This window comes from Pseudomonas sp. Ag1 (assembly GCF_000278565.1).
Classification (GTDB): domain Bacteria; phylum Pseudomonadota; class Gammaproteobacteria; order Pseudomonadales; family Pseudomonadaceae; genus Aquipseudomonas.
Map to the genome: position 1 here is coordinate 63589 of NZ_AKVH01000096.1, position 21696 is coordinate 85284.

Annotated in this window: 22 protein-coding genes and 1 pseudogene; 17 read left to right on the forward strand and 6 right to left on the reverse strand. The window is 62.3% G+C overall.

What is annotated here, in order from left to right:
• The first annotated feature begins 33 nt into the window (after positions 1-33).
• From A462_RS18045 to A462_RS35240, 4 genes and pseudogenes are all read left to right on the forward strand, one after another.
• Positions 34-468 (forward strand): RidA family protein, encoded by a 435-nt coding sequence (locus tag A462_RS18045; RefSeq protein ID WP_003215629.1) that lies wholly within the window; start codon positions 34-36, stop codon positions 466-468.
• A gap of 17 nt (positions 469-485) precedes the next feature.
• Positions 486-929: a type II 3-dehydroquinate dehydratase gene (locus A462_RS18040; protein WP_032899328.1), complete on the forward strand. Its 444-nt coding sequence runs from the start codon at positions 486-488 to the stop codon at positions 927-929.
• Between the two features lie 109 nt (positions 930-1038).
• Positions 1039-2289: a flavin-containing monooxygenase gene (locus A462_RS18035; RefSeq protein ID WP_008434698.1), complete on the forward strand. Its 1251-nt coding sequence runs from the start codon at positions 1039-1041 to the stop codon at positions 2287-2289.
• 303 nt (positions 2290-2592) lie between these two features.
• Positions 2593-2724: pseudogene (locus A462_RS35240) on the forward strand (DUF6124 family protein); the annotation flags it as partial.
• A 33-nt stretch (positions 2725-2757) separates the two neighbouring features.
• Here the strand turns inward: A462_RS35240 and A462_RS33365 are convergent.
• Complete coding sequence (locus A462_RS33365; RefSeq protein ID WP_083853205.1) at positions 2758-3165, reverse strand: VOC family protein; 408 nt, start codon at positions 3163-3165, stop codon at positions 2758-2760.
• Positions 3166-3380: 215 nt separating this feature from the next.
• On the opposite strand from A462_RS33365, the gene A462_RS18030 reads away from it, so the two are divergent.
• The 7 genes from A462_RS18030 to msrA all read left to right on the forward strand — a co-directional run bounded on the left by A462_RS18030 (position 3381) and on the right by msrA (position 10121).
• A complete protein-coding gene (locus A462_RS18030) occupies positions 3381-4346 on the forward strand; it encodes an amino acid ABC transporter permease (protein ID WP_008434702.1) in 966 nt (321 codons plus the stop codon).
• Positions 4347-4361: 15 nt separating this feature from the next.
• Complete coding sequence (locus A462_RS18025; RefSeq protein WP_008434704.1) at positions 4362-5126, forward strand: amino acid ABC transporter ATP-binding protein; 765 nt, start codon at positions 4362-4364, stop codon at positions 5124-5126.
• 74 nt (positions 5127-5200) lie between these two features.
• Positions 5201-6040 (forward strand): transporter substrate-binding domain-containing protein, encoded by an 840-nt coding sequence (locus A462_RS18020; protein ID WP_008434706.1) that lies wholly within the window; start codon positions 5201-5203, stop codon positions 6038-6040.
• Positions 6041-6123: 83 nt separating this feature from the next.
• Positions 6124-7431 carry an NAD(P)/FAD-dependent oxidoreductase gene (locus A462_RS18015; RefSeq protein ID WP_008434708.1) on the forward strand — a complete coding sequence of 436 codons (1308 nt, stop codon included), beginning with the start codon at positions 6124-6126 and terminating at the stop codon, positions 7429-7431.
• A gap of 27 nt (positions 7432-7458) precedes the next feature.
• Entirely contained in the window at positions 7459-7929 is a 471-nt protein-coding gene (locus A462_RS18010) for an Lrp/AsnC family transcriptional regulator (protein ID WP_003215617.1), read from the forward strand.
• Between the two features lie 201 nt (positions 7930-8130).
• Positions 8131-9618, forward strand: coding sequence for an MFS transporter (locus A462_RS18005; RefSeq protein WP_003215615.1), 1488 nt, complete (start codon positions 8131-8133; stop codon positions 9616-9618).
• Positions 9615-10121 (forward strand): peptide-methionine (S)-S-oxide reductase MsrA, encoded by a 507-nt coding sequence (gene msrA / locus A462_RS18000; RefSeq protein ID WP_003215613.1) that lies wholly within the window; start codon positions 9615-9617, stop codon positions 10119-10121. Before A462_RS18005 ends, msrA begins: the two co-directional genes overlap by 4 nt.
• A 139-nt stretch (positions 10122-10260) precedes the next feature.
• Here msrA and A462_RS17995 read toward each other — a convergent pair whose 3' ends face one another.
• The 4 genes from A462_RS17995 to A462_RS17980 all read right to left on the reverse strand — a co-directional run bounded on the left by A462_RS17995 (position 10261) and on the right by A462_RS17980 (position 15473).
• Positions 10261-11604, reverse strand: a complete 1344-nt coding sequence (locus tag A462_RS17995) for a c-type cytochrome (RefSeq protein ID WP_003215611.1) — start codon at positions 11602-11604, stop codon at positions 10261-10263.
• Positions 11605-11621: 17 nt separating this feature from the next.
• Positions 11622-13874, reverse strand: a complete 2253-nt coding sequence (locus A462_RS17990; protein ID WP_008434712.1) for a xanthine dehydrogenase family protein molybdopterin-binding subunit — start codon at positions 13872-13874, stop codon at positions 11622-11624.
• The gene (locus A462_RS17985) at positions 13874-14329 is read right to left on the reverse strand and encodes a (2Fe-2S)-binding protein (RefSeq protein ID WP_008434715.1); all 456 of its coding nucleotides are present in this window, start codon (positions 14327-14329) and stop codon (positions 13874-13876) included. Before A462_RS17985 ends, A462_RS17990 begins: the two co-directional genes overlap by 1 nt.
• Positions 14330-14579: 250 nt before the next feature.
• A complete protein-coding gene (locus A462_RS17980) occupies positions 14580-15473 on the reverse strand; it encodes a LysR family transcriptional regulator (RefSeq protein WP_032899315.1) in 894 nt (297 codons plus the stop codon).
• Positions 15474-15567: 94 nt separating this feature from the next.
• Between A462_RS17980 and A462_RS17975 the strand changes: the two genes are divergently transcribed.
• From A462_RS17975 to A462_RS17950, 6 genes are all read left to right on the forward strand, one after another.
• Positions 15568-16752: an MFS transporter gene (locus tag A462_RS17975; RefSeq protein ID WP_003215607.1), complete on the forward strand. Its 1185-nt coding sequence runs from the start codon at positions 15568-15570 to the stop codon at positions 16750-16752.
• A gap of 185 nt (positions 16753-16937) precedes the next feature.
• Positions 16938-17459, forward strand: coding sequence for a winged helix-turn-helix transcriptional regulator (locus tag A462_RS17970; protein ID WP_008434717.1), 522 nt, complete (start codon positions 16938-16940; stop codon positions 17457-17459).
• Positions 17460-17481: 22 nt separating this feature from the next.
• Positions 17482-18591: an HlyD family secretion protein gene (locus tag A462_RS17965; protein WP_008434719.1), complete on the forward strand. Its 1110-nt coding sequence runs from the start codon at positions 17482-17484 to the stop codon at positions 18589-18591.
• The gene (locus tag A462_RS17960; RefSeq protein ID WP_008434720.1) at positions 18588-20153 is read left to right on the forward strand and encodes a DHA2 family efflux MFS transporter permease subunit; all 1566 of its coding nucleotides are present in this window, start codon (positions 18588-18590) and stop codon (positions 20151-20153) included. The genes A462_RS17965 and A462_RS17960 overlap by 4 nt, the downstream gene beginning before the upstream one ends.
• 188 nt (positions 20154-20341) lie before the next feature.
• Positions 20342-20659, forward strand: a complete 318-nt coding sequence (locus A462_RS17955; RefSeq protein ID WP_008434722.1) for a type II toxin-antitoxin system RelE/ParE family toxin — start codon at positions 20342-20344, stop codon at positions 20657-20659.
• A gap of 1 nt (position 20660) precedes the next feature.
• A complete protein-coding gene (locus tag A462_RS17950) occupies positions 20661-21077 on the forward strand; it encodes an addiction module antidote protein (protein WP_008434724.1) in 417 nt (138 codons plus the stop codon).
• A gap of 62 nt (positions 21078-21139) precedes the next feature.
• Here the strand turns inward: A462_RS17950 and A462_RS17945 are convergent, their stop codons facing one another.
• On the reverse strand, positions 21140-21670 hold the full coding sequence (locus tag A462_RS17945; RefSeq protein WP_008434726.1) for a hypothetical protein: 531 nt from the start codon (positions 21668-21670) through the stop codon (positions 21140-21142).
• Positions 21671-21696 lie beyond the last annotated feature (26 nt).

Genomic DNA, 21696 nt, shown 5'->3' on the forward strand with positions numbered 1-21696 from the left:
TGGATTTATTCCGCGCCTCATGAGTTGCCAGCAATGCCCACCCATACCCGTATCCGCATGTTCAACACCAAGCAGACCTACCCCAACCAGGCGCTGGACAACGACCTGTGCCAGGCCGTGCGCGCCGGCAATACCATTTATGTACGTGGCCAGATCGGCACGGACTTCGACGGCAACCTGATCGGCCTCGGCGACCCGCGCGCGCAAGCCGAACAGGCAATGAAAAACGTCAAGCAACTGCTGGAGGAAGCCGGTTCCGATTTGTCGCACATCGTGAAGACCACCACCTACCTGATCGACCCGCGCTACCGCGAACCGGTGTACCAGGAGGTCGGCAAATGGCTCAAGGGCGTGTTCCCGATCTCCACCGGCCTGGTGATTTCGGGTCTGGGCCAGCCGGAGTGGTTGATGGAGATCGATGTGATTGCGGTGGTGCCGGATGACTGGAACCCCAACCAGCAACCATGAGCCACCTGGAGCTTGCCATGCCCCGCACTGTGTATTTCCTCAACGGCCCCAACGCCAACCTGTACGGGCTGGACAAGAACGGCACCTACGGCAGCGAAAGCTTCGCCAGCATCGAAGCGTGCTGCCAGCGCCACGCTATCGAACTGGGCCTGACCCTGGATTTTCGCCAGAGCAACCATGAAGGGGTGCTGGTGGACTGGATTCAGGAGGCCCGGCTCAACGCCGACGCGGTGATCATCAACGCCGCCGGCCTGACCTACAGCTCGGTGCCGATTCTCGATGCGCTGCTGGCGTTCGACGGCCCGATCATCGAAGCGCACATGAGCAACATCTGGAAGCGCGAGGCTTTCCGTCATCACTCCTATGTGTCCAAAGCCGCCACCGGCGTGATCGCAGGCCTCGGCGCGCTGGGCTACCGCCTGGCCCTGACGGCGGTGGCCGAGCTGCTGGAGACCGATTGAAGGGCTTTGGTTTTGCCTAACCTCTACGTTCAAAAAGCATAATTTCCGGCTGGCGGTTGCTTGATCACACTGATACCGGTCGATGGTCGCTTATCTTTAGGAAGCTCACATGTCAGTTGAAAAGATCAACACCCTGGTGGTGGGCGCAGGCCAGGCGGGGGTCGCCATGAGCGAGCATCTGTCACTCATGGGCGTGCCGCACATCGTGCTGGAGCGTAACCGCATCGCCGAGCGCTGGCGGTCCGAGCGCTGGGACTCGCTGGTCGCCAACGGCCCGGCCTGGCACGACCGTTTTCCCGGCATGAAATTCGAAGGCATTTCCCCCGAGAGCTTCCCGCCGAAAGAGCGCATGGCGGCCTACTTTGAAGAGTACGTGAACATGCTGAAGGCTCCGGTGCGCACCGGGGTTGAAGTGCAGCAAGTGGAACGCCACGTGGGTCGCCCCGGGTTCAAGGTGACCACCTCGGCGGGTGTGATCGAGGCCACCAACGTTGTTGCGGCGACAGGCCCGTTTCAACGTCCGTCCATTCCGAATCTGGTGCCCGCACACGCCACGGTTCAACAGCTGCACTCCTCGGCCTACAAGAATCCCGGCCAGTTGGCCGAGGGTGCTGTGTTGGTGGTGGGCGCTGGCGCATCGGGTTCACAAATTGCCGAGGAACTGCAAAAGGCCGGCAAGACCGTGTACCTCTCGGTGGGCGAACACTATCGCCCTCCTCGCTCGTATCGTGGCCGTGATTACTGCTGGTGGCTGGGCGCGCTGGGCTTGTGGGACGAGGTCAAAATCCAGCCGAAGAAGAAGCATGTGGCGTTTGCCGTCAGTGGCTATGAAGGCGGCAAGACCGTCGACTTCCGCCGCCTGGCGCACATGGGCATTACGCTGGTGGGTGTTACTCGGTCGTGGAATGAAGGCGTGATGGAGTTTGAGCCCGGCCTGGCGGCTAACGTGGCTGAAGGTGACCGTGCCTACTTTGATGTGCTGCGGGATGCCGACGCCTATATCGAGCAGAACGGCCTGCCGTTTGAGCCGGAGTCGGAAGCGTGGGAATTGTTGGCTGACCCGGAGTGCCTGGTGAATCCGATCCTGAGCCTGGATTTGGCTGAGGCCGGTGTGACCACGATTCTGTGGGCCACGGGTTTCAGTTTTGATTTCAGTTGGTTGAAAGTGAATGCGTTCGACGAGAAAGGTGAGCCTTTCCATAAGCGCGGGATTTCGGCGGAAAGCGGGATTTACTTTTTGGGTTTGCCGAACCTGGTGAACCGCGCGTCTTCGTTTATCTACGGGGTTTGGCATGATGCGAAGTACGTGGCCGACCATATTGTCTTGCAGAATGAGTACATGGCCTATAGCAAGCCGTGAGGTGCCTTGCCCCATTGCCTACAGTTGCGTCAGAATCCGCCGGCTTGTGCGCTTGGGTATGGGGCTCTGAGGTTGCTCGGTCGCTGAAACCTCAGTGATCGGGTTTAGTAGCCCGAAGTATTCTAGGCAATGTGCATAAGCATCATCTGTCAGACGTCTTTGTCTGTGCTTAATGGTGGCTGTGTGCAGGGCGCCCTCGGGCGCGCCGGTTTTGTCTGGAATATCCGCTCTACTAACCTGCACACAGCTGCCACCTTTCGTTTAGTGGCGATAAGGCGGGGGCCAAAATGGAGCATCCAGACAATGTTCAAGGTTACCCCTAATCCTCCGGGAACTTCCGATCCAAAACTCCACCAGGCCGCCCAGCGCGCCATGGATCACTACCTCAATCCCAGTTCCAAACCCGCCCCAACGCCCTCAGCCCTGTTCAGCGTTCCCAGCCTCAGCTTTTGCTCGTTCAACTCACCCTCACCGAGGGTAATTTGCTTGTGGATCATGGCAGCACACGCACAGCTTGTTGCCATCAGTATCTCGAAAATACGCGCCGTAATAATCGGGGTGGTAGTGAGGCCTTAATCCAGGCTCTCCTTCACATATCCCGCCGAGCGCCAACGCCGCTCTATAACTTCTTCTAACCGCTTCCCGACTGGGCGCAAGTAGCCCCACCATCTGCCCATTCCCGGGTGCACTCGGGTTGCCATCAAATGGCGCCCCAATGACGAAGATCGGGCGAGGTTCGGTTTCAGCCACCCAACCGGCCCACGGTTTATCCGCATCGCAAAATTTCAACCTGAGGCCCAACTCAGCCATCACCTTCGAATAGAAAGCAAAAGCCCGATCAAAATCACCTGTACCTAAAAACACATGGGAAATCATGGTGGCTACCTTGGGGCGATGAATGCCCATGAGTCTGGCGCGAAATGATTGCTGGCGAAAGCCTGATGACTCCGTCCGGCATATGTACGGCTCCCCTCCCCTCATACGCTCATAAAAACCGCAAATCCCAACAATCCGCAGGGTGCCGCCCGGCATTTCGTCAACCCATAATGGGCTTACAACAATAAAGGGGCTCACCCCGGGGCGTGTAAGCCATGTACAGAGACCATATCGTCAAGACCCGCATGACGGACAGCGCGGTATTCATGGGCGCGGTGGCCGTGGTGATTTTCATCATCACGCTCGCCTGCGGCGTCGGTGAAGGCCGCCTCTCCCACTTGATGGGCCCCATCGTTCTCGACCTGAAGGCACCACTGGCACGAGATATTGCAGTGGGCGGCACGTTCACCCTGACGGTGGTGCTGAACCTGTTCATCCTTGGCCGCTTTCCCTTACGCGCGCAGATCATCACGGTCTGGTGCGAGTTGCTGGTGCTGTTCCTGTTGTTCTTCGACACCTTCAACCTTTCCTACAGTTTCATCGCGACCAAAATCGGCTTCATGATCACCCAGGGGGTGTTCACCACCGTCTACGTGTCGGCGATTTCGATTGCGATTGCGTTCGTCCTGGCGCTGCTGGGCGCCACCGCGCGCTTGTCTTCCAACGGCTTCGCGATTGCGATTGCGAGCTTCTACACCTCGTTTTTCCGCGGCGTTCCGCTGCTGATCCAGATCTATCTGATTTACCTGGGCATTCCCCAGCTCGGCTATGTCGTCGGGGCGGTTCCAGCCGGGATCCTGGCGCTCTCGCTGTGTTATGGCGCCTACATGACGGAGATCTTCCGCGCCGGTATCAGCAGCATCTCGCGGGGCCAGTGGGAAGCCTCGCGGGCGATTGGCCTGAACCCGTTCCAGACGATGACCCGGGTGATTCTCCCGCAGTCCATGCGCTTGATCATTCCGCCAACGGGCAACCAGTTCATCTCGATGCTCAAGGACAGTTCGCTGGTGTCGGTGATCGGCGTCTGGGAGCTGATGTTCCTGGCACGAACCCAGGGACGCGCCGAGTTCCGGCACCTGGAAATGCTGATCACCGCCGCCGTGCTGTATTGGCTGCTGTCGATCGTGCTGGAAACCGTCCAGGCCCGCCTGGAAAAGCACTTCAACCGCGCCCATCGCTGAACCAGGAGCATGACGATGAATCAGCCCTCAATAGTCCCTGCTCCATACCCTGCAATATCGATCCAGGACATGCATAAATGGTATGGCGATTTTTATGTGCTCAAGGGCATCGACCTGCACATTGCCAGCGGTGAAATCGTGGTGGTCTGCGGGCCGTCGGGCTCCGGCAAGTCCACGTTGATTCGCTGCCTGAACCTGCTGGAAGACTTCCAGAAAGGCCACGTGTTCATCGAGGGCACCGAGTTGACCCGTGATGCCGCCTGCGTGGCGGGCATAAGGCGCCAGGTCGGCATGGTGTTCCAGCAGTTCAACCTGTTCCCGCACATGACGGTGCTGGAGAACCTCATGGTGGGACCGCGTCTGGTGAGCAAGCTCAGCGAGCCCCAGGCCCGGGAACTGGCCTATGAATACCTGGATCGGGTGCGCATCGGGAACCAGGCCGGCAAATACCCCAGCCAGCTCTCGGGCGGCCAGCAGCAGCGCGTCGCCATTGCCCGGGCCTTGTGCATGCGCCCGCGCATTATGCTGTTCGACGAGCCCACGTCGGCCCTTGACCCCGAGATGGTCAAGGAAGTGCTGGACGTGATGGGCGAACTGGCCCAGGACGGCATCACCATGGTCTGCGTCACCCACGAGATGGGATTCGCCCGGCGGGTGGCCGACCGGATCATCTTCATGGACCAGGGCTGCATCATCGAGCAAGCCAAACCCACCGAGTTTTTTGACAACCCGCAGCACGAGCGTGCCCGGGAATTCCTGTCGCAGATTCTCAGCCACTGAGCAGCACCGTCGAACCTTGCGAAGTCACCGATAAAAACAACAGGCACCGCACTCAAGATACTGGAGGCTTACCCATGATCTCGTTCACTCGCTTCTTCACCGCAGCCGCTGTCGCCACCGCCCTCACCAGCCTCACAGGTGCGGCCTGGGCGGGCTCGACCCTCGATCGCATCCATGAAACCAAGGTGATCAAGGTGGCCACGTCGGCCAACTGGCCACCGCAATCGTTCCTGGGCCCGGACAATAAGCTGCAAGGCTTCGATATCGACGTCGCCAGCGAAATCGGCAAACGCCTGGGCAGCAAAGTCGACTTCGTGACGCCCGAATACGGGATCATCACCGCCGGGCGCTGGTCGAGCCGCTGGGACCTGTCGGTCGGCTCCATGACCCCGACCACCGAGCGCACCCGGGTGCTCGACTTCCCCGCGATCTACTACTACACGCCGTATGTATACGCGGTGCACAAGGACGCGGCCGAGACCAAAGTGGCGGACCTGAACGGCAAGATCATAGGCGTCGAAGCCGGTACGACTTCGGAGGACTATATCAACCGCCGCCTGAAGATCGACGCCGCCGATGTGCCGCCGTTCACTTACGAAGTCACCCCCGGCGAGGTTCGCACGTACGGCGACAGCATGGGCCCGCTGGATGACCTGCGCATGGGAGACGGGGTGCGGCTGAACGCAACCCTGTCCGCCCTGCCCACCATCGTCGCCGCCGTCAAGAATGGCTACCCCATCGTCAGGGTGGAAGGCAAACCCGCCTACTACGAACCCCTGGCCATCGCCGTGGACAAAGGCGATGAGGCGTTCAACAGCGCGCTGACCAAGATCGTCGCCGACATGAAAGCCGACGGCACGCTCAAGCAATTGTCAGAGAAATGGTACGGCGCCGACCTCACCCAGGTGCAGTAAAAACCCTCACAGGCCGTACAGGCGCCCCGTCCCCGATGCGGCGCGCTGTATGCCTGCGCCGCGAAAAAAGGACGACCGACTTCATGTACACCTATAACAACAATTACTACACCGCCACGATGCGCGACACGACTGAACGCCAGGCGCTGTGTGGCAACGCCCGGGCCGATGTGTGCGTGATCGGCGCCGGGCTGGCGGGGCTGAGCACGGCGTGGGAGCTGGTGTCCCGCGGGCAGTCGGTGGTGCTGCTGGATGCCGGTCGCGTGGCCTGGGGAGCGTCGGGGCGCAACGGTGGCTTCGTGCTCCAGGGCTGGTCCGAAGGGTTGGCCGCCATCGAGCGACGCTGCGGCAAACCGACGGCCGCCGCGCTGTTCAAACTGTCGCTTGAAGGCGTCGAGATTGTTCGGGGCATGATCGCCCATCATCAGTTGCCCGGCTGCACGCCAACCCCGGGAAAACTGAGTGTGGTGCGCTACGAAGATGGCGACAACCTGCAGCGCGTGCGGGACAAAATGGCCGCGGATTTCGACTTTCACCTCGACTACCTGGATCGCCAGGCGGTGCGCGAAAAGCTCAAGACCGAGCGGTATTTCCAGGCGCTGCGCGACAACCATGGCTTTCACTTCCACCCCTTGAACTATTGCCTCGGCCTGGCCCGACTGATCGAGCAAAGTGGTGGCAAAATCCATGAACGCTCGCCCATGACCGCCGTCGAAAGCCGCAACGGGCGACACCGGGTCATCACCGATCAGGGCACTGTCGATTGTGCCCACGTGGTGTACTGCTGCGGCGGCTATGGGGGGCCTGAGTTCGGCAAATTACGCCGCGCCTTCCTGCCCATCGCGACCTATGCAGTGCTGACCGAGCACCTGGGCGATCGCCTGGCCGAGGCGGTCTGTACCTCCGATGCCGTGGGCGATAACCGCCGGGCCTCGGACTATTACCGCATCGTCGAGGGCGACCGCCTGCTCTGGGGCGGCCGCATTACCACGCGCAACCTGCAGGATGAGAAACGCCTAGGGCAATTGCTGACGCAGGATATCCTCGACGTTTATCCACAATTGCGCGGCATCAGGATCGACAAGGCCTGGTCCGGGTTGATGGGTTATGCGCGGCACAAGATGCCGCACATTGGCCCGCTGGGGCAGGGATTGTGGGCGTGTACATCATTTGGTGGCCATGGTATGAACACCGCGCCGATCGGCGCACGCGTCATCGCCGAGGCGATCTGCGGCGAAACCGATCGCTACCGCCTGTTCGATGCCTACGGCCTGGAATGGAATGGCGGCCCCCTGGGCCCGGCGGCCGCACAAACGGTTTACGCCGGCCTGAAAATGATGGATATGTTTCAGGAAAAGCGCTCGCAACACAGGGCGACTCATAAAAACTGAACCCCAGCGAGGGTCAAGGACGTGTCCATGGATACGCAGAATCCCGGTCCACTGTTTAACCTCACCGACAAGGACAGGCAATTGCTTGGCCTGCTGCAAGCCAACGCACGCGAACCCACCGCGTCATTGGCCCGCAAGCTCGGGGTCTCGCGCTCTGCGGTGCAGGAGCGGATTACCCGCCTGGAAAAGGCCGGCGTCATCACCGGCTACAGCGTGCGCATCGACCAGGACCGACTTCAGCAGACGGTTACCTGCTTTACCATGACCTCCTGCACCAACAAGAGCTACACCGATGTGATGACCTCGCTGCGCAGGATGGAAGCGGTGCAGGCCGTTTACGCGGTCTCGGGAGAGTCCGATTTCATCATTCACCTGGCCACCGCCACCCTGAGCGAACTCAATGCCGAGCTCATCAGGATCAACATGATCAAAGGGGTGGCGCACACCGCTTCGCATATCGTGATGGAAACCAAGTTCAGCCGGAAACTGATGGTGTGAAGTGCTGCCGGCCGTGGGAAACCGCGCGTCTCACGCTCCGCCTCGACTGCCATAGCGACTCAGCCACCTGACAAGTCATTCCTTGCAAAATAATTCGCCTCAACGCAATATTAAAAGCAATTGCTTGGTTAATCACCTCAAGCCTGACGCTTATGCCCTTCGCCGGCTTCCATACCGCGAACGCATTACAAGGAATCGTTGATGCAAACCCAAGACAGCAGTTGGGGCGAGTTGCTTAGCGGCAAGAACGCCACCCGCTCCATTGCCCTTTCAGGCGGCATCGCGCTGTATGCCACCAACACCTACATCGCCACCACCATCCTGCCGTCGGTGGTTGCCGAAATCGGCGGCCTGGCGCTTTATGCGTGGAGCACCACACTGTACGTGGTGGCCTCGATCCTCGGTTCCGCCCTCACCTCCAAGCTGTTGCAACGCACCGGTCCACGGCTGGCGTATGCGCTGGCCACACTGGTGTTCATGGTGGGCGTGCTGATCTGTGCCCTGGCGCCGAACATGCCGGTGATGCTCGCGGGGCGCTCCATCCAGGGACTGGGCGGCGGGGTCTTGCTGGCCCTGTGTTACTCGATGATCCAACTGGTGTTCGAAGAGCGCCTGTGGCCGCGCGCAATGGCACTGGTGTCGGGGATGTGGGGCGTGGCGACGCTCGTCGGGCCGGCGGTGGGTGGTGTGTTTGCCGAGATGGACGCGTGGCGCCTGGCCTTCGGCTCGATGGTGCCGGTGAGCCTGGCGTACATGGTACTCACCAGCCGCGCCCTGCCCCCGCGCGACACCACGGCGACCGCCACCGCCCGTTTGCCGGTGCCGCAACTGGTGCTGCTGGCGGGCGCGGTGCTGGCAGTGTGTGCCGGCAGCGTCTCGGCGCTGCCGAGCTGGAACCTGTTGGGTATCGCCACCTGCGTCGTGCTGGTGGTGCTGTTGATCCGCAAGGAGTCCAGCGCCACCGTGCGTCTTTTGCCCCGGGATGCATTGAAGTTCAGCACCCCGCTCTGCGCGCTTTATGCGACCACCTGTCTGTTGGTGATCGGCATGAGCAGCGAGATCTTCATGCCGTACTTTCTGCAGCACTTGCATGGCCAGTCGCCGCTGATCGCCGGTTACATGGCCGCGCTGATGGCGGCCGGCTGGACGGTCTCGGAAATCATCAGCTCCGGCTGGACCGGCCGCGGTCCACATCGCGCCATCATCGCGGGGCCATTGTTTATCGTGGCGGGCTTGATGATGCTGGCGATCACTACGCCCATCGCCAGCCAGGGCGAATGGACATTGCTGGCCCCTATCTGTCTGGGGCTGTTCCTGGTGGGGTTCGGCATCGGCCTGGGTTGGCCGCACCTGCTGACGCGCATCCTGCAAGTGGCTTCGGAACAGGACAAGGACACGGCCGCTTCGTCGATCACCACCCTGCAACTGTTCGCCATGGCCATGGGCGCGGCGCTGGCGGGGGTGATCTCGAACATGGCGGGCATCAATGAAGTGGCGGGCAATGGCGGCATCGCCCATGCCGCGCGCTGGCTGTTCGCGCTGTTTACCCTGGCACCCGTGTTGGCGCTGTTGATGGCGCTGCGGGCAACGCGGACGAAGCCGATCGAAGGCGCGCCCCTCGACCTTGGAATCGTCCAACCTGCCCCCATAACTAGCGAGGTATCCAACAAGGGGAAGCACAGACCATGACCAACCCGACCGAAACCGCCCTGCTCGCCGGCGGCTGCTTCTGGGGCATGCAAGACCTGCTGCGCCGCTACCCCGGCGTGCTGCACACGCGGGTCGGCTACACCGGCGGCGATGTGCCGAATGCCACGTATCGCAACCACGGCAACCATGCCGAAGCCATCGAGATCGTCTTCGACCCGACGGTGATCACTTACCGGCAGATCCTCGAGTTCTTTTTCCAGATCCACGACCCCAGCACGCCCAACCGCCAGGGCAACGACCTGGGCCCCAGCTACCGTTCGGCGATTTATTACCTGAGCGAACAGCAACGCGACATCGCTGAAGACACCGCAGCCGACGTCGACGCCTCAAAGCTGTGGCCGGGCCGTGTCGTCACCGAGATCGAACCGGCGGGGCCGTTCTGGGAGGCGGAGCCGGAGCATCAGGATTACCTGGAGCGGATTCCGAATGGCTACACCTGCCACTTCATCCGACCCAACTGGAAACTGCCGAAACGCGGTTGAAAATGTGGGAGCGGGCTTGCTCGCGAAGGCGGTGTGTCAGTCAGCAAGTTCTTCACTGACCCACCGCCTTCGCGAGCAAGCCCGCTCCCACATAAAGCAGTTCCTACACAAAGCGCCTCCCTCACAAGGCGCATTTCCCTCAGCGCATTTGCAGAATGATCGGGCTGCTGCTCGCCGGGCCCGTGTGCTCACGCAACTTGCCCACCGCCTTGGCATCCACCGCCCCACCCTGATTGCCCCAGGTGCCGCGCACAAACGTCAGCACTTCAGCAATCTCCTGGTCCGACAACTGCTCACGGAACGCCGGCATGCGATAAGCGTCCGCCACATTGGCCGCCACTACGCGCTGCGAGCCATTGAGGGTGATGTTGATCGCCGAGGCGTCCTCCTTGGCCAGTGCGGAGGTGGCGCCCGCCAGCGGCGGCATCCAGTCCGGTTGCCCTTTGCCTTCCAGCCCGTGGCACGAGGCGCAGCGGGTCACATAGGTATGCGCACCCGGCGCATCCAGGCGTTGCGCAGCCGACACCGCCTGATACTGCCAGGCCGCACCGTCGCGCTGCTCGTCGCCCGGCAATGACCGCAGATAGCGTGCAATCGCCGCCAGGTCATCGTCGCTCATGAACTGCGTGGAGTTGTTGAACGCCTCGGTCATCGAGCCATAAACCACCGCATGTTTGTTGCGACCGGTCTTGAGGAACTGCACCACTTCCGGCTCGCTCCAGCGCCCCAGGCCGGTGTTGGGATCATCCCGCAGGCTCGGTGCGTACCAGCCATCGAGCAAGCCACCGGCCAGGTACGGCTTGCCACTTTCATCCAGTGCCTTCTCGTTGAAGGCCAGGCCCCGTGGCGTGTGGCAACTGCCGCAATGCCCCGGGCCCTGCACGATGTAGGCGCCCCGGTTCCACAGTTCATCCTTCCCGGCCTTCGCGACATACGGCTTGCTGTCGGTAAACACGCCATTCCACAGCGCGATCGGCCACCGCATATTCAATGGCCACGGGATCGAACTCTTGATATTGGCCTGCTGCACCGGCGCCACGCCCTTCATGAAGAACGCGTACAGGGCGCGCACATCATCGTCGCTGAGCTTGGCATAGGACGGATACGGCATCGCCGGATACAGGCGGCGCCCACCCGGCGCGACACCCTGGCGCACCGCGCGGTCGAAGTCGGCGAGGCTGTAGCTGCCAATACCGGTTTCCGGGTCTGGCGTGACGTTGGTGGCGTGGATCGCCCCCAGCGGCGTGGCCATCTCCAGGCCACCGGCAAAGGGCTTGCCGTTGGGCACGCTGTGGCACGCCACACAGTCGCTGAGCCGGGCGACATACTCGCCTCGGGCGACCAGCGCCGGGTCCGTGGCGACGGGCTCGGCCCCCAGCGGCGAGACAGGCTCGCGGGTGACATACCAGGCCAGCAGGCCTGCGGCGACCAGGCACGGCAGCGCCAGCCAGCCAACGGTTCTTGCGAATCGACGGTTGTTCATAAGTGCTCAGGCCCCGGTCAGGTGAAGGAGTGGCGGCTTAACGGCATGCTGCGAACGCGCTGCCCGGTCAACGCCGCGACGGCGTTGGCCACGGCAGGCGCCACGGCGGGCAGCGGCGGTTCGCCAATACCGCCCATTTTTTCCCCGCTCTCGATCACGCGCACGTGCACCCGGGCCATCCGCGAAGGCGGCAGCACCGGGTACAAATCGTAGTTACGCGCCCGAGGCAAGCCGTCCACATACACCGCTTCCTCCAACAGCACCTGGGACAAGCCCAGCGACACTGCCCCATTCACCTGCGCCTCGACAATCGCCGGGTTGACGATGCTGCCCGGGTCGATTGCCTGCCAGATGTCGTGCACCTTGACCTGGCCGTTCTCGATCGACACCTCGGCAATCACCGCCGTCTGGGTGCCGAACGGTGACGCCATCGCCACCCCTCGTGCGCGCTTGCTGCCGTCCTCGGCAACAAACGGCCCACGTTTCCAGCCACCCGACAACTCGCCCACCGCCTTCAGCAGGGTGGTCAGCCGCTGGTTATCCCGCAACAGATGCAGGCGCAACTCGAACGGGTCCTTGCCCCCCTTGTCGGCCAGTTCATCCAGGAAGGATTCGTAGAAAAAGTCATTCAGCGAATTGCCCACCGAACGCCAGTAGCCCAGCATCACCGGGCCCTTCACATAGATCTGTGCGATACGCTTGTTGGGAATCGCATAGGACTTGCCGGACAGTCCCTCAAGGGCCGTCGGGTCGAGCTTCTCGCCCTGCTTGCCCGCCAGGGCCTCGGTCGGTCCCTCCGTGGCACTCACCGCTTCAATCGCCACCGGCCAGCCGTCGCTGTCCAGCGCCCCACGGAAATTCACCGCTGCGACCGGGCGCAGCACATCCCGCAGGAATTCTTCTTCGCGGCTCCAGATCAACTTCACCGGGCGCCCCACCGCCTTGGCCAACTCGATGGCCTGCGGGTAAGGACTGGCCGAGTCATACAGGAAGTGCCGCCCGAAAAAACCACCCAACAACGGCGAATGCAGGGTAATCCGCTCCGGGGCCAGGCCGGTGCGCTTGGCGATATCGGCCAGGAACATGTCCTGCGCCTGATTCGGCAGCCAGATCTCCAGCGAACCGTCAGGGTTGAAGCGCGCCAGCGCCGAAGGCGGCTCCAACTGGGCATGGTGCAGGTACTGGTTGTGGTAAGTGGCCTCGACCCTGGTCTTGGCATTGGCCAGCGTGCCGGCCACGTCGCCCTCGTTCTCATCATCACGGGCCGGGCCGGTTTCTGCGGCCAGGCGCTTGAAATGCTCGTCGCTGGAAAAGTCCTTCGGCATCCCGCGCACCTTGGAATCAGCCGTCGGCTCCAGCCAGTCGACCTGAATCGACTCCACCGCACGCTTGGCATGCCACCAACGCTCGGCCACCACCGCCACCGCACCGGGCAGGCGATGCACCGAATGCACGCCCGGCATGGCCTTGACCTGGTCTTCGTTGCGCAGGCTGCCCACGGTCATGCCGAGTCGGGGCGCATGCTGCACGGCGGCATGGAGCATGCCGTCGACCTTCATATCAATGCTGTACAGCGCCTTGCCGGTGGACTTGTCATACGCATCGAGACGCTTCACCGGCTTGCCGATCCAACGGAACTGGCTTGGGTCGCGCAGCTTCACACTGGACACATCCGGTACCGGCAGGTCCATCGCCCGCCCGGCCAACTCGCCATACGCAAGGGAACGCCCGGACGCCGCGTGTACCACCTTGCCCGGCTCGGTCGACAGCTCGCTCACCGGTACCTTCAGCGCCTGCGCCCCGGCCTCCAGCAACATGGCCCGGGCCAGCGCACCCAGCCGGCGCATCGTGGGGTAACTCATCCGCACCGACATACTGCCGCCGGTGATGCGCATGCCGTTCTCCATCACCACAAAGGCTTCACCGGGCGGGGCACACTCAACCAGGAACGTGGCCGGGTCGGCGTCCAACTCCTCGCCGACAATCTGCGCCATCGCGGTGAACGTGCCCTGGCCGCCTTCGATAAACGGGCTGAGCAAACGAATCGTGTTGTCCGGGCGAATCTCCAGGAAGGCCGGCACCTGCGTACCGCGCTCGGCCGTGGCCGCGGCGGTGGCCGCCTGCACTCGGCCAGACCCCAGCGGCAGGCCAAAACCGATCACCAGCGCGCCCACGGCCGTACTGGCCAGGAAGCGACGGCGGGACAGGTTCACCGGGTCAGTCAGCGCCGCGACCAAGGGCAGCGCAGTGGGATCAATGCGAATGTTCATCAGGCCTCTCCCTTCTGCGCAAGGTCATGCACGGCGGCATGAATGGCGTTATAGGTGCCACAGCGACAGAGGTTGACCATGGCGGCCTCGATCTGCGCATCACTGGGCTTGGGCGTGTGCTTGAGCAGCGCGGTGGCCGCCATTACCTGGCCGGATTGGCAGTAGCCACATTGGGCGACCTGGTATTCGACCCAGGTGGCGACGACCCGCTTGCCGACGTCATCGGACTCGATGGCTTCGATGGTGGTGATTTCTCGGCCGACCACGCCGGAAACGGGCGTGACGCAGGAACGCACGACATTGCCGTCCACAAGCACCGAACACGCACCGCATTGCGCCAGGCCGCAGCCGTATTTGGTGCCGGTCATGTCCAGGTTGTCGCGGATGACCCAGAGCAGGGGCGTGTCGGGTTCGGCGTCGACTTGGTGGGTCTGCTGGTTAATTCGTAATTCCATGGCTCACCCGCTGATCATCGGTTGGTGTTGCATTTTTTAGTATTTTTAGACGGCAAGACGGGGCCTCGCCGCTGGGCATCGATGGCCCGTCTGGTTCGCGCGCGCGTGGTTTGACTAGTCTAGCGGGCGATGGGAATGACTTTAGACCCTGGTTCATCAAGGCGCTATGCAGGGGTGGGCAAGATCGCAGGATTAGGCAAGTATTCAAGAGGATTGCGTCAGGAGGAGCGGCCTGTGGTGTCAGTGGCGGTCACGCCGGGTGGTGTTCCACCAGAAAGTCGACAAATGCCCTGACCCGCGCAGGCATCGCCGCGCCGCCGACGAACACCGCGTGAATCGGCTCCTGGTCTCCGGGGTTGTACGCTTCAAGCAACGGCACCAGATCACCGCTGGCCAGGTCATCTGCCACGCTGAATGCGCCAATGCGTGCGATGCCGGCACCCAGCTTGGCCAGCTGGGACAATACCTCCCCGCTGTTACCCTCGATCGTACCCGACACCTGCAGCGAAAAATCGCGCCCGTCCACGCGAAACGGCCAGTCGGGCGCTGCCCGGCGGAAGTTGAAACGCAGGCAGTTGTGGTTGAGCAAATCCTGCGGCACCTGCGGCGTGCCATGACGCGCCAGGTAGTCCGGGGAAGCGACTATGACCTCGCCGATGGAGCCGATAAGGCGAGCGGTCAAGGGGCTGTCGGCCAATTGACCGAAGCGGATTGCAACGTCCGCTTGCCCGCCCAGGATATCCACCACCTCATCCTCCAGCCGCAACTCAACCACGATGGCCGGGTAGCGCGCGCTGAACGCGGCAACCAGCGGCACGATCGACAGCCGCCCGTGTGCGAGCGCCGCGCTGACCCTCAGCCGCCCCCGTGGCGCGCCCTGGTCGGTGATCGCATCCTCGACTTCGGCCATGTCCGCCAGGATCCGCCGGGCGCCGCGCAAATACGCTTCGCCTTCGGCCGTGAGCGTGATCGCCCGGGTGGTGCGCAGCAGCAGGCGGGTGCCTATGCGCCCCTCGATGCGGGTGATGATGCGGCTGATGGATGACGGCGTGAGGCCCAGCACCCGAGCCGCCCCCGAGAGGCTGCCCTGCTCCGCGACCATGGCGAACACCGCCATCTCCCCCGACCGACCGTCTATGTCCACTTGTGATCTCCACGCAAAGCTGTAGTGCCCCGCCGAGGGCTACCGCCTGAAAAGTCGTGATTGTAGCATTTGATACAAAGATGAGGAGTCACCTATGCGTATCAACCCACCCCTTGTAGCACTGTCCATCGGCGCCTTCGGCATCGGGGTCACCGAGTTTGCCCCCATGGGCATGTTGCCCGGGATCGCCGCCGACCTCGGTGTTTCCATTCCCGCCGCCGGGCTGCTGGTCAGCGCCTATGCCATGGGCGTGCTGATCGGCGCCCCGATCATGACCCTCGCGACAGCCAGGGTGGCGCGCCGTTATCTGCTGGTGGGCCTGATGGCCATTTTCACCCTGGGTAATCTGCTGTCAGCCCTGGCCACCGACTACCAGACCCTGATGGTCGCCCGGTTGGTGACATCGCTGAATCACGGGGCATTCTTCGGCATCGGCTCCATCGTGGCAGCGAGTGTGGTGGCGCCCGACAAACGCGCGGGGGCCGTCGCCGCGATGTTCCTCGGGCTGACCCTGGCGACCATCGGTGGCGTGCCCCTGGCAACCTGGTTCGGCGAGAACTTCGGCTGGCGTACGGCGTTCTGGGGCATCAGCGGGCTCGGGGCGTTCGTGATGGTGGCCCTGTGGTGGGCGCTACCGAATACGCCCGCTCCAAAAGGGGGAAGCCTGATGGCCGAAATCCGCGTACTGGGCCGCGGGCCGGTACTGGCAGCGCTGGCGTTGACCGTGGTGGGGTCCAGCGCCATGTTCACGGTGTTTACCTATATCGCGCCGATTCTGCGGGATGTCACCCACGCCTCGACCAACTTCGTCACTGCAATGCTCGTGCTGTTCGGGATCGGCCTGACCCTCGGCAACGTCTGGGGCGGCAAGTCTGCGGACCGTTCGGTGGACCGCACCCTGATAACGTCGCTCGTGGTCCTGATTGCCGTGCTGCTGGCCTTCTCTGTGCTCATGCAATGGCCGCTGCCCGCCGCCTTGTCGATCCTGCTGTGGGGCGCCGCCAGCTTTGCGCTGGTACCTCCCCTGCAGATGCGCGTGATGGAAGCCGCCAAGGATGCACCCAACCTGGCCTCGGCGATGAACATCGGTGCGTTCAACTTCGGTAACGCCATTGGCGCGGCGCTGGGGGGAGCAGTGATCAACGCAGGGCTGGGCTACCCGGCCATTTCGCTGGCTGGCGCGATCATGGCGGCCCTGGGTTTGCTGATGGTGCTGGGCCTCGGCTGGCGCTCGCGGCGCACAGGTTCACGTATCTGCCAGGAACCGGCGCAGGCATAAGGACAGCCGCGCTCAAACGGCCCCCCTGCACCCTCCCCTCTGAAAAGCCCCGAATCCCGGGGCTTTTTTGCGTCTGCCTGGCCGCCATCCAGCGTTGCAAAAAATTTCAACTAGTGACTTTCATTATGAAATCCACTGTGCAATATTACTTGCGTAATATTTAGCAACAGATCCCGGAGTCCCTCATGAAGAAAGCCAGCTTCCAACCCATGTCCTGCCCGGTCGCCCGTGCCCTGGAGCACATCGGTGATGGTTGGAGCCTGTTGATCCTGCGTGATGCGTTCTACGGGCTGCGCCGTTTCGACGAGTTCCTGCAGAGCCTCGGGATCGCCTCGAACACCCTGACCCGCCGCCTGAATGCGTTGGTGGCCGGCGGCTTGCTGGAACGGCGCCCGTACCAGGACAACCCGCCGCGCCATGAGTACCACCTCACCGAAGCGGGCCGGGACTTGCGCCAGGTCATCCTCACGCTGATGGCCTGGGGCGCGCGGCATGCCGAGGGCTCGACCAAGGTGTTTCTCGCCGATGAGTCCACCGGGCGCCCGGTGGTGCTGGCGTTGATGGATGCCAACACCGGCAACCCCATCACCCGTGCGGGCCACCGCGTACATGTCAGCGCCGATGCCGAACCGCTGACCCTGTGGCGCGCACGAACCGGCCGGGCCTACGCCGAAAAAGACCAGCTGGTCAGCCCCTTCCCCCACTAATACTCAACGAGGTCATTTCGTCATGGACGCTCCAGTCAGCGCTGTGCCCGAACCCACCCAACCATCCCGGCGCAAACAGGTTTTACGCCTGGGGCTGCTGACCCTGGCCGTGGCGGGCGGCGTGTGGTACGCCAGTCACTGGTGGCTGGTCAGCCGGTTTATCGAAGACACCGACGACGCCTATGTCGGGGCGGATGTGACGGTGATCAGCGCCAAAGTGCCGGGCTACATCAGCGAAGTGACGGTGCAGGACAACCAGTTCGTACGGGCCGGCGACGTGCTGGCGCGCATTGATGTGCGCGACTACCGCACGGCCCTGGCCAAGGCCGACGGCGCCGTGGCCGCGCAACAGGCCTCGCTCGCCAACCTCGACGCCACCGAACAACTGCAACTGGCGGTGATCAACCAGGCCAAGGCACAGATCGACGCCACCGATGCCGAAGCACAACGGGCCGGCGACGATCAAACGCGTTACCAGAACCTGGTGCGCAGCCAGGCCGTATCGGTCGAAAGCGCACAGCGGGTCAGCGCCGTATGGAAGACCGCCCGCGCCGACCACTCCCGGGCGCAGGCCGGGTTGATGGCGGCGCGCCGGCAAATCGACGTGATTGAAACCCAGCGCGGCCAGGCGCGTGCCGCGTTGCAACAGGCGCAGGCCGAACGCGACCAGGCGCAATTGAACATCAGCTATACCGAACTGCGGGCGCCGGTGGATGGTTACGTGGGCAACCGCCGCGCCCGGGTCGGTGCCTACGCCGCGGCCGGCAGCCAACTGATCTCGGTGGTGCCCGCGAAAGGATTGTGGGTGGATGCCAACTTCAAGGAAGACCAATTGGGGCGCCTGCAGGTCGGGCAAAGCGTGAGCATCCGCGCCGACATCCTCCCCGGCCGTGAATTCCACGGGCACATCGAGAGCCTGGCCCCTGCCACCGGGGCGCAATTCAGTGTGCTGCCGCCGGAAAACGCCACCGGCAACTTCACCAAGATCGTGCAGCGAGTGCCGGTGCGCGTGCGCCTCGACAGCAACGATGCCGACTTCGGCGCCCTGCGTCCGGGCCTGTCGGTGATGGCGAAGGTCAACACCGATGAGGCGTTCGAGGACCAGGCCAGCGCCCTCAAGGCCCAGCTATGAACAGCCCGTTGCCCGCCCTCAGCACCGCACAAAAGGTCGCGGCCTTCGCCACCATGTGCGTGGGCATGTTCATCGCCTTGATCGACATCCAGATCGTCTCCGCCTCCCTCAAGGACATCGGCGGCGGGTTGTCTGCCGGCGCGGACGATACGGCGTGGGTGCAGACCGCCTACCTGATCGCGGAAATCATCGTGATCCCCATGTCAGGCTGGCTCTCCCGGGTGATGAGCACGCGCTGGCTGTTCGCGGCGTCGGCGGCCGGGTTCACATTGACCAGCCTGCTGTGCGCGATGGCCTGGAACATCCAGAGCATGATCGCGTTTCGCGCCTTGCAGGGGTTCCTGGGGGGCTCGATGATTCCGTTGGTGTTCACCACCGCGTTCATGTACTTCAACGGCAAGCAGCGGGTGATCGCCGCCTCCACCATCGGCGCCATCGCGTCCCTGGCCCCCACATTGGGCCCGGCCGTGGGCGGTTGGATCACCGACATCTCCTCCTGGCACTGGCTGTTCTACATCAACCTGCTGCCCGGCCTCTTCGTGACCTTTGCGGTGCCGATGCTGGTCAAGGTCGACCGCCCCAACCCGTCATTGCTCAAGGGCGCCGACTATATCGGCATGGCGTTGATGGCAGTGTTTCTCGGCTGCCTGGAATACACCCTCGAAGAAGGCCCGCGCTGGAACTGGTTCAGCGACAGCACCATCTCGACCACGGCCTGGATAGCCGCCATCAGCGGCGGGCTGTTTATCTGGCGCTGCCTGGAAATCAAGGAGCCGATCGTCGACCTGCGCGCGCTTCGGGACAGGAACTTCGCCCTGGGCTGCCTGTTTTCATTTATCACCGGCATCGGCATTTTCGCCACCATCTACCTCACGCCGCTGTTTCTCGGGCGGGTGCGCGGGTACGGCTCGCTGGATATCGGCCTGGCGGTGTTTTCCACGGGGGTGTTCCAGTTGCTGGCGATCCCGGTGTACGCCTTGCTGGCCAATCGTTTCGACCTGCGCTGGATTTTGATGTTCGGGTTGTCGTTATTCGCCCTGTCGATGTGGGACTTCTCCCCCATCACCCACGACTGGGGCGCCAAGGAGCTGCTGCTGCCCCAAGCCATACGCGGGTTTGCTCAACAAATGGCAGTGCCGCCGGTGGTCACCCTGACCCTCGGCGCACTGGCCCCCGACCGCCTGAAGCTCGCCTCGGGCCTGTTCAACCTGATGCGCAACCTCGGCGGCGCCATCGGCATCGCCGCCTGCGCCACGGTGCTCAATGACCGCACCAACCTGCACTTCCTGCGCCTGGCTGAACACCTGAACATCCGGAACGAATCGATGAACGTCTGGCTTGACCAGCTTTCGGGGAATGCCCAGTTGCTCGGGCAAAACAGCCTGGATTCGAGCCAGTTCGCGCTGAGTCAGCTGTGGGCGCTGACCTGGCGCGAGGCGCAAACGCTGACCTATGCGGACGCATTCCTGATGATCATGGTGTGCTTCATCGTCGCGGTGCTGCTGGTGCCGTTGATGCGCAAGGTGCAACCGCCGAAGCAGCCGACGGCGGATGCGCATTAGAGAGGACTTGTCACAACGTTTGAGGCTGTGAGTACAGCACCCGGCTCCATTGCCTACAGTCGCGTCGGAATTTGCCAGCTTGTGCATCTGGGAGGCACCTCTCTAAGGTTGCCCAGGCGCTGAATACCCCTTTACCTGTACTCAACCTCGCGTCGACAAGATGTAGCCATCTAGCTACAAATGGAACTATGATCAACAAGAAAAAAATATACGAGATCCACCAAACACCCGAGTTCGAGAGCTGGCTTAAACGTATGAAGGACACTCAGGGAAAAGCGGCAATTCTGACCCGACTGGATCGTGCCGGAGCGGGCAACTTTGGTGATTGCGAATCGGTTGGCGATGGGATGAGCGAAATGCGTGTTTTTGTTGGCCCGGGCTACAGAATTTACTATGTGCGCTCGGGAATCGCAGAGTACTTGATGCTCAGCGGGAGCGATAAAACGGATCAAAAACGGGGCATACAAAAAGCTAAAGCAATACTCGCTGGCCTGAGAGGTAAATGATATGAGCGATAAATTCAATCCCGAGGAGATGCCAATCCTCAGCCTCGACACGACGGGTACGACTCATTACGAAGCCTCGCGCTTTCTCGATAGCCCGGAAGCAATGGCGGCCTATTTGGCTGAAAGTCTGAAAACCGGTGATACCGAGGGCCTTATTCATGCGTTGGCCGAGGTCGCAAAAGCCAAAGGCGTAAATAAGGTCGCCAAGGATGCGGGGGTCAATCGTGAAAGCCTTTATAAGGTGCTGAAAGCCGGCTCGAAAACGCGATTTGAGACCATAAGGAAGCTGATGACCGCAATCGGTGTCGAACTCACCGTACAACCGGTAACAGCGCTGGCTGTCACTTCAAAACCCGTTGATCCAAGGGCTGGCAAGCCCGTTTCAGCCGCCAAGCCTGCAGCGAAGACGCGCTCGTGATCATCACTGTGTGTTTTGTTGTGGCCGTGTTGCTGGTGCCGTTGATGCGCATTGAGTCGCCGTCAGACAGTGAGGTACTGGATCACCTCGCCCATCGCGTCAATATCGGGAGCATCGCTCACTGCTGCTTCCGAGTTGCACCATGGGTAACTCAGACCTGACACCCACTTCATGACGCTCCCCAAATCCGCAGCGGGCAGCGTCTTCATATGCTCGATAGTGATGGTGAGCTTTTCAACAAGCCCCGACTCAACACTGAACTGCCACTCATACACCCCACACCCAACCCGGGCTTCGCCGGAGTTTTTGTCGGACATCCCCACCAGCCATTTGCACTGATAGGTTTTGGCCCCCGCTTCGGGTGGCTGCCCCAGGCAAAACGTATAGACGTTTTCAAAGGTCTGCCCGAACCGCCTCACCAGCACATCGCCGATGCCGCCCATCCCTTCGACGTGGGGCGGAAACGAGATGGACCCGGTGCGCACCACCATGTCCAGGATTGCCTCGGGAACAAACGCCCGGCTGAGCAAATGCGGGCGGTTGCCGTCCTTGGCGAGTATGTAGTGCTGAATCGCGAGTTGAGCAGTGTTCATGGTTTTTCCGTCGATTCCCTATCAGG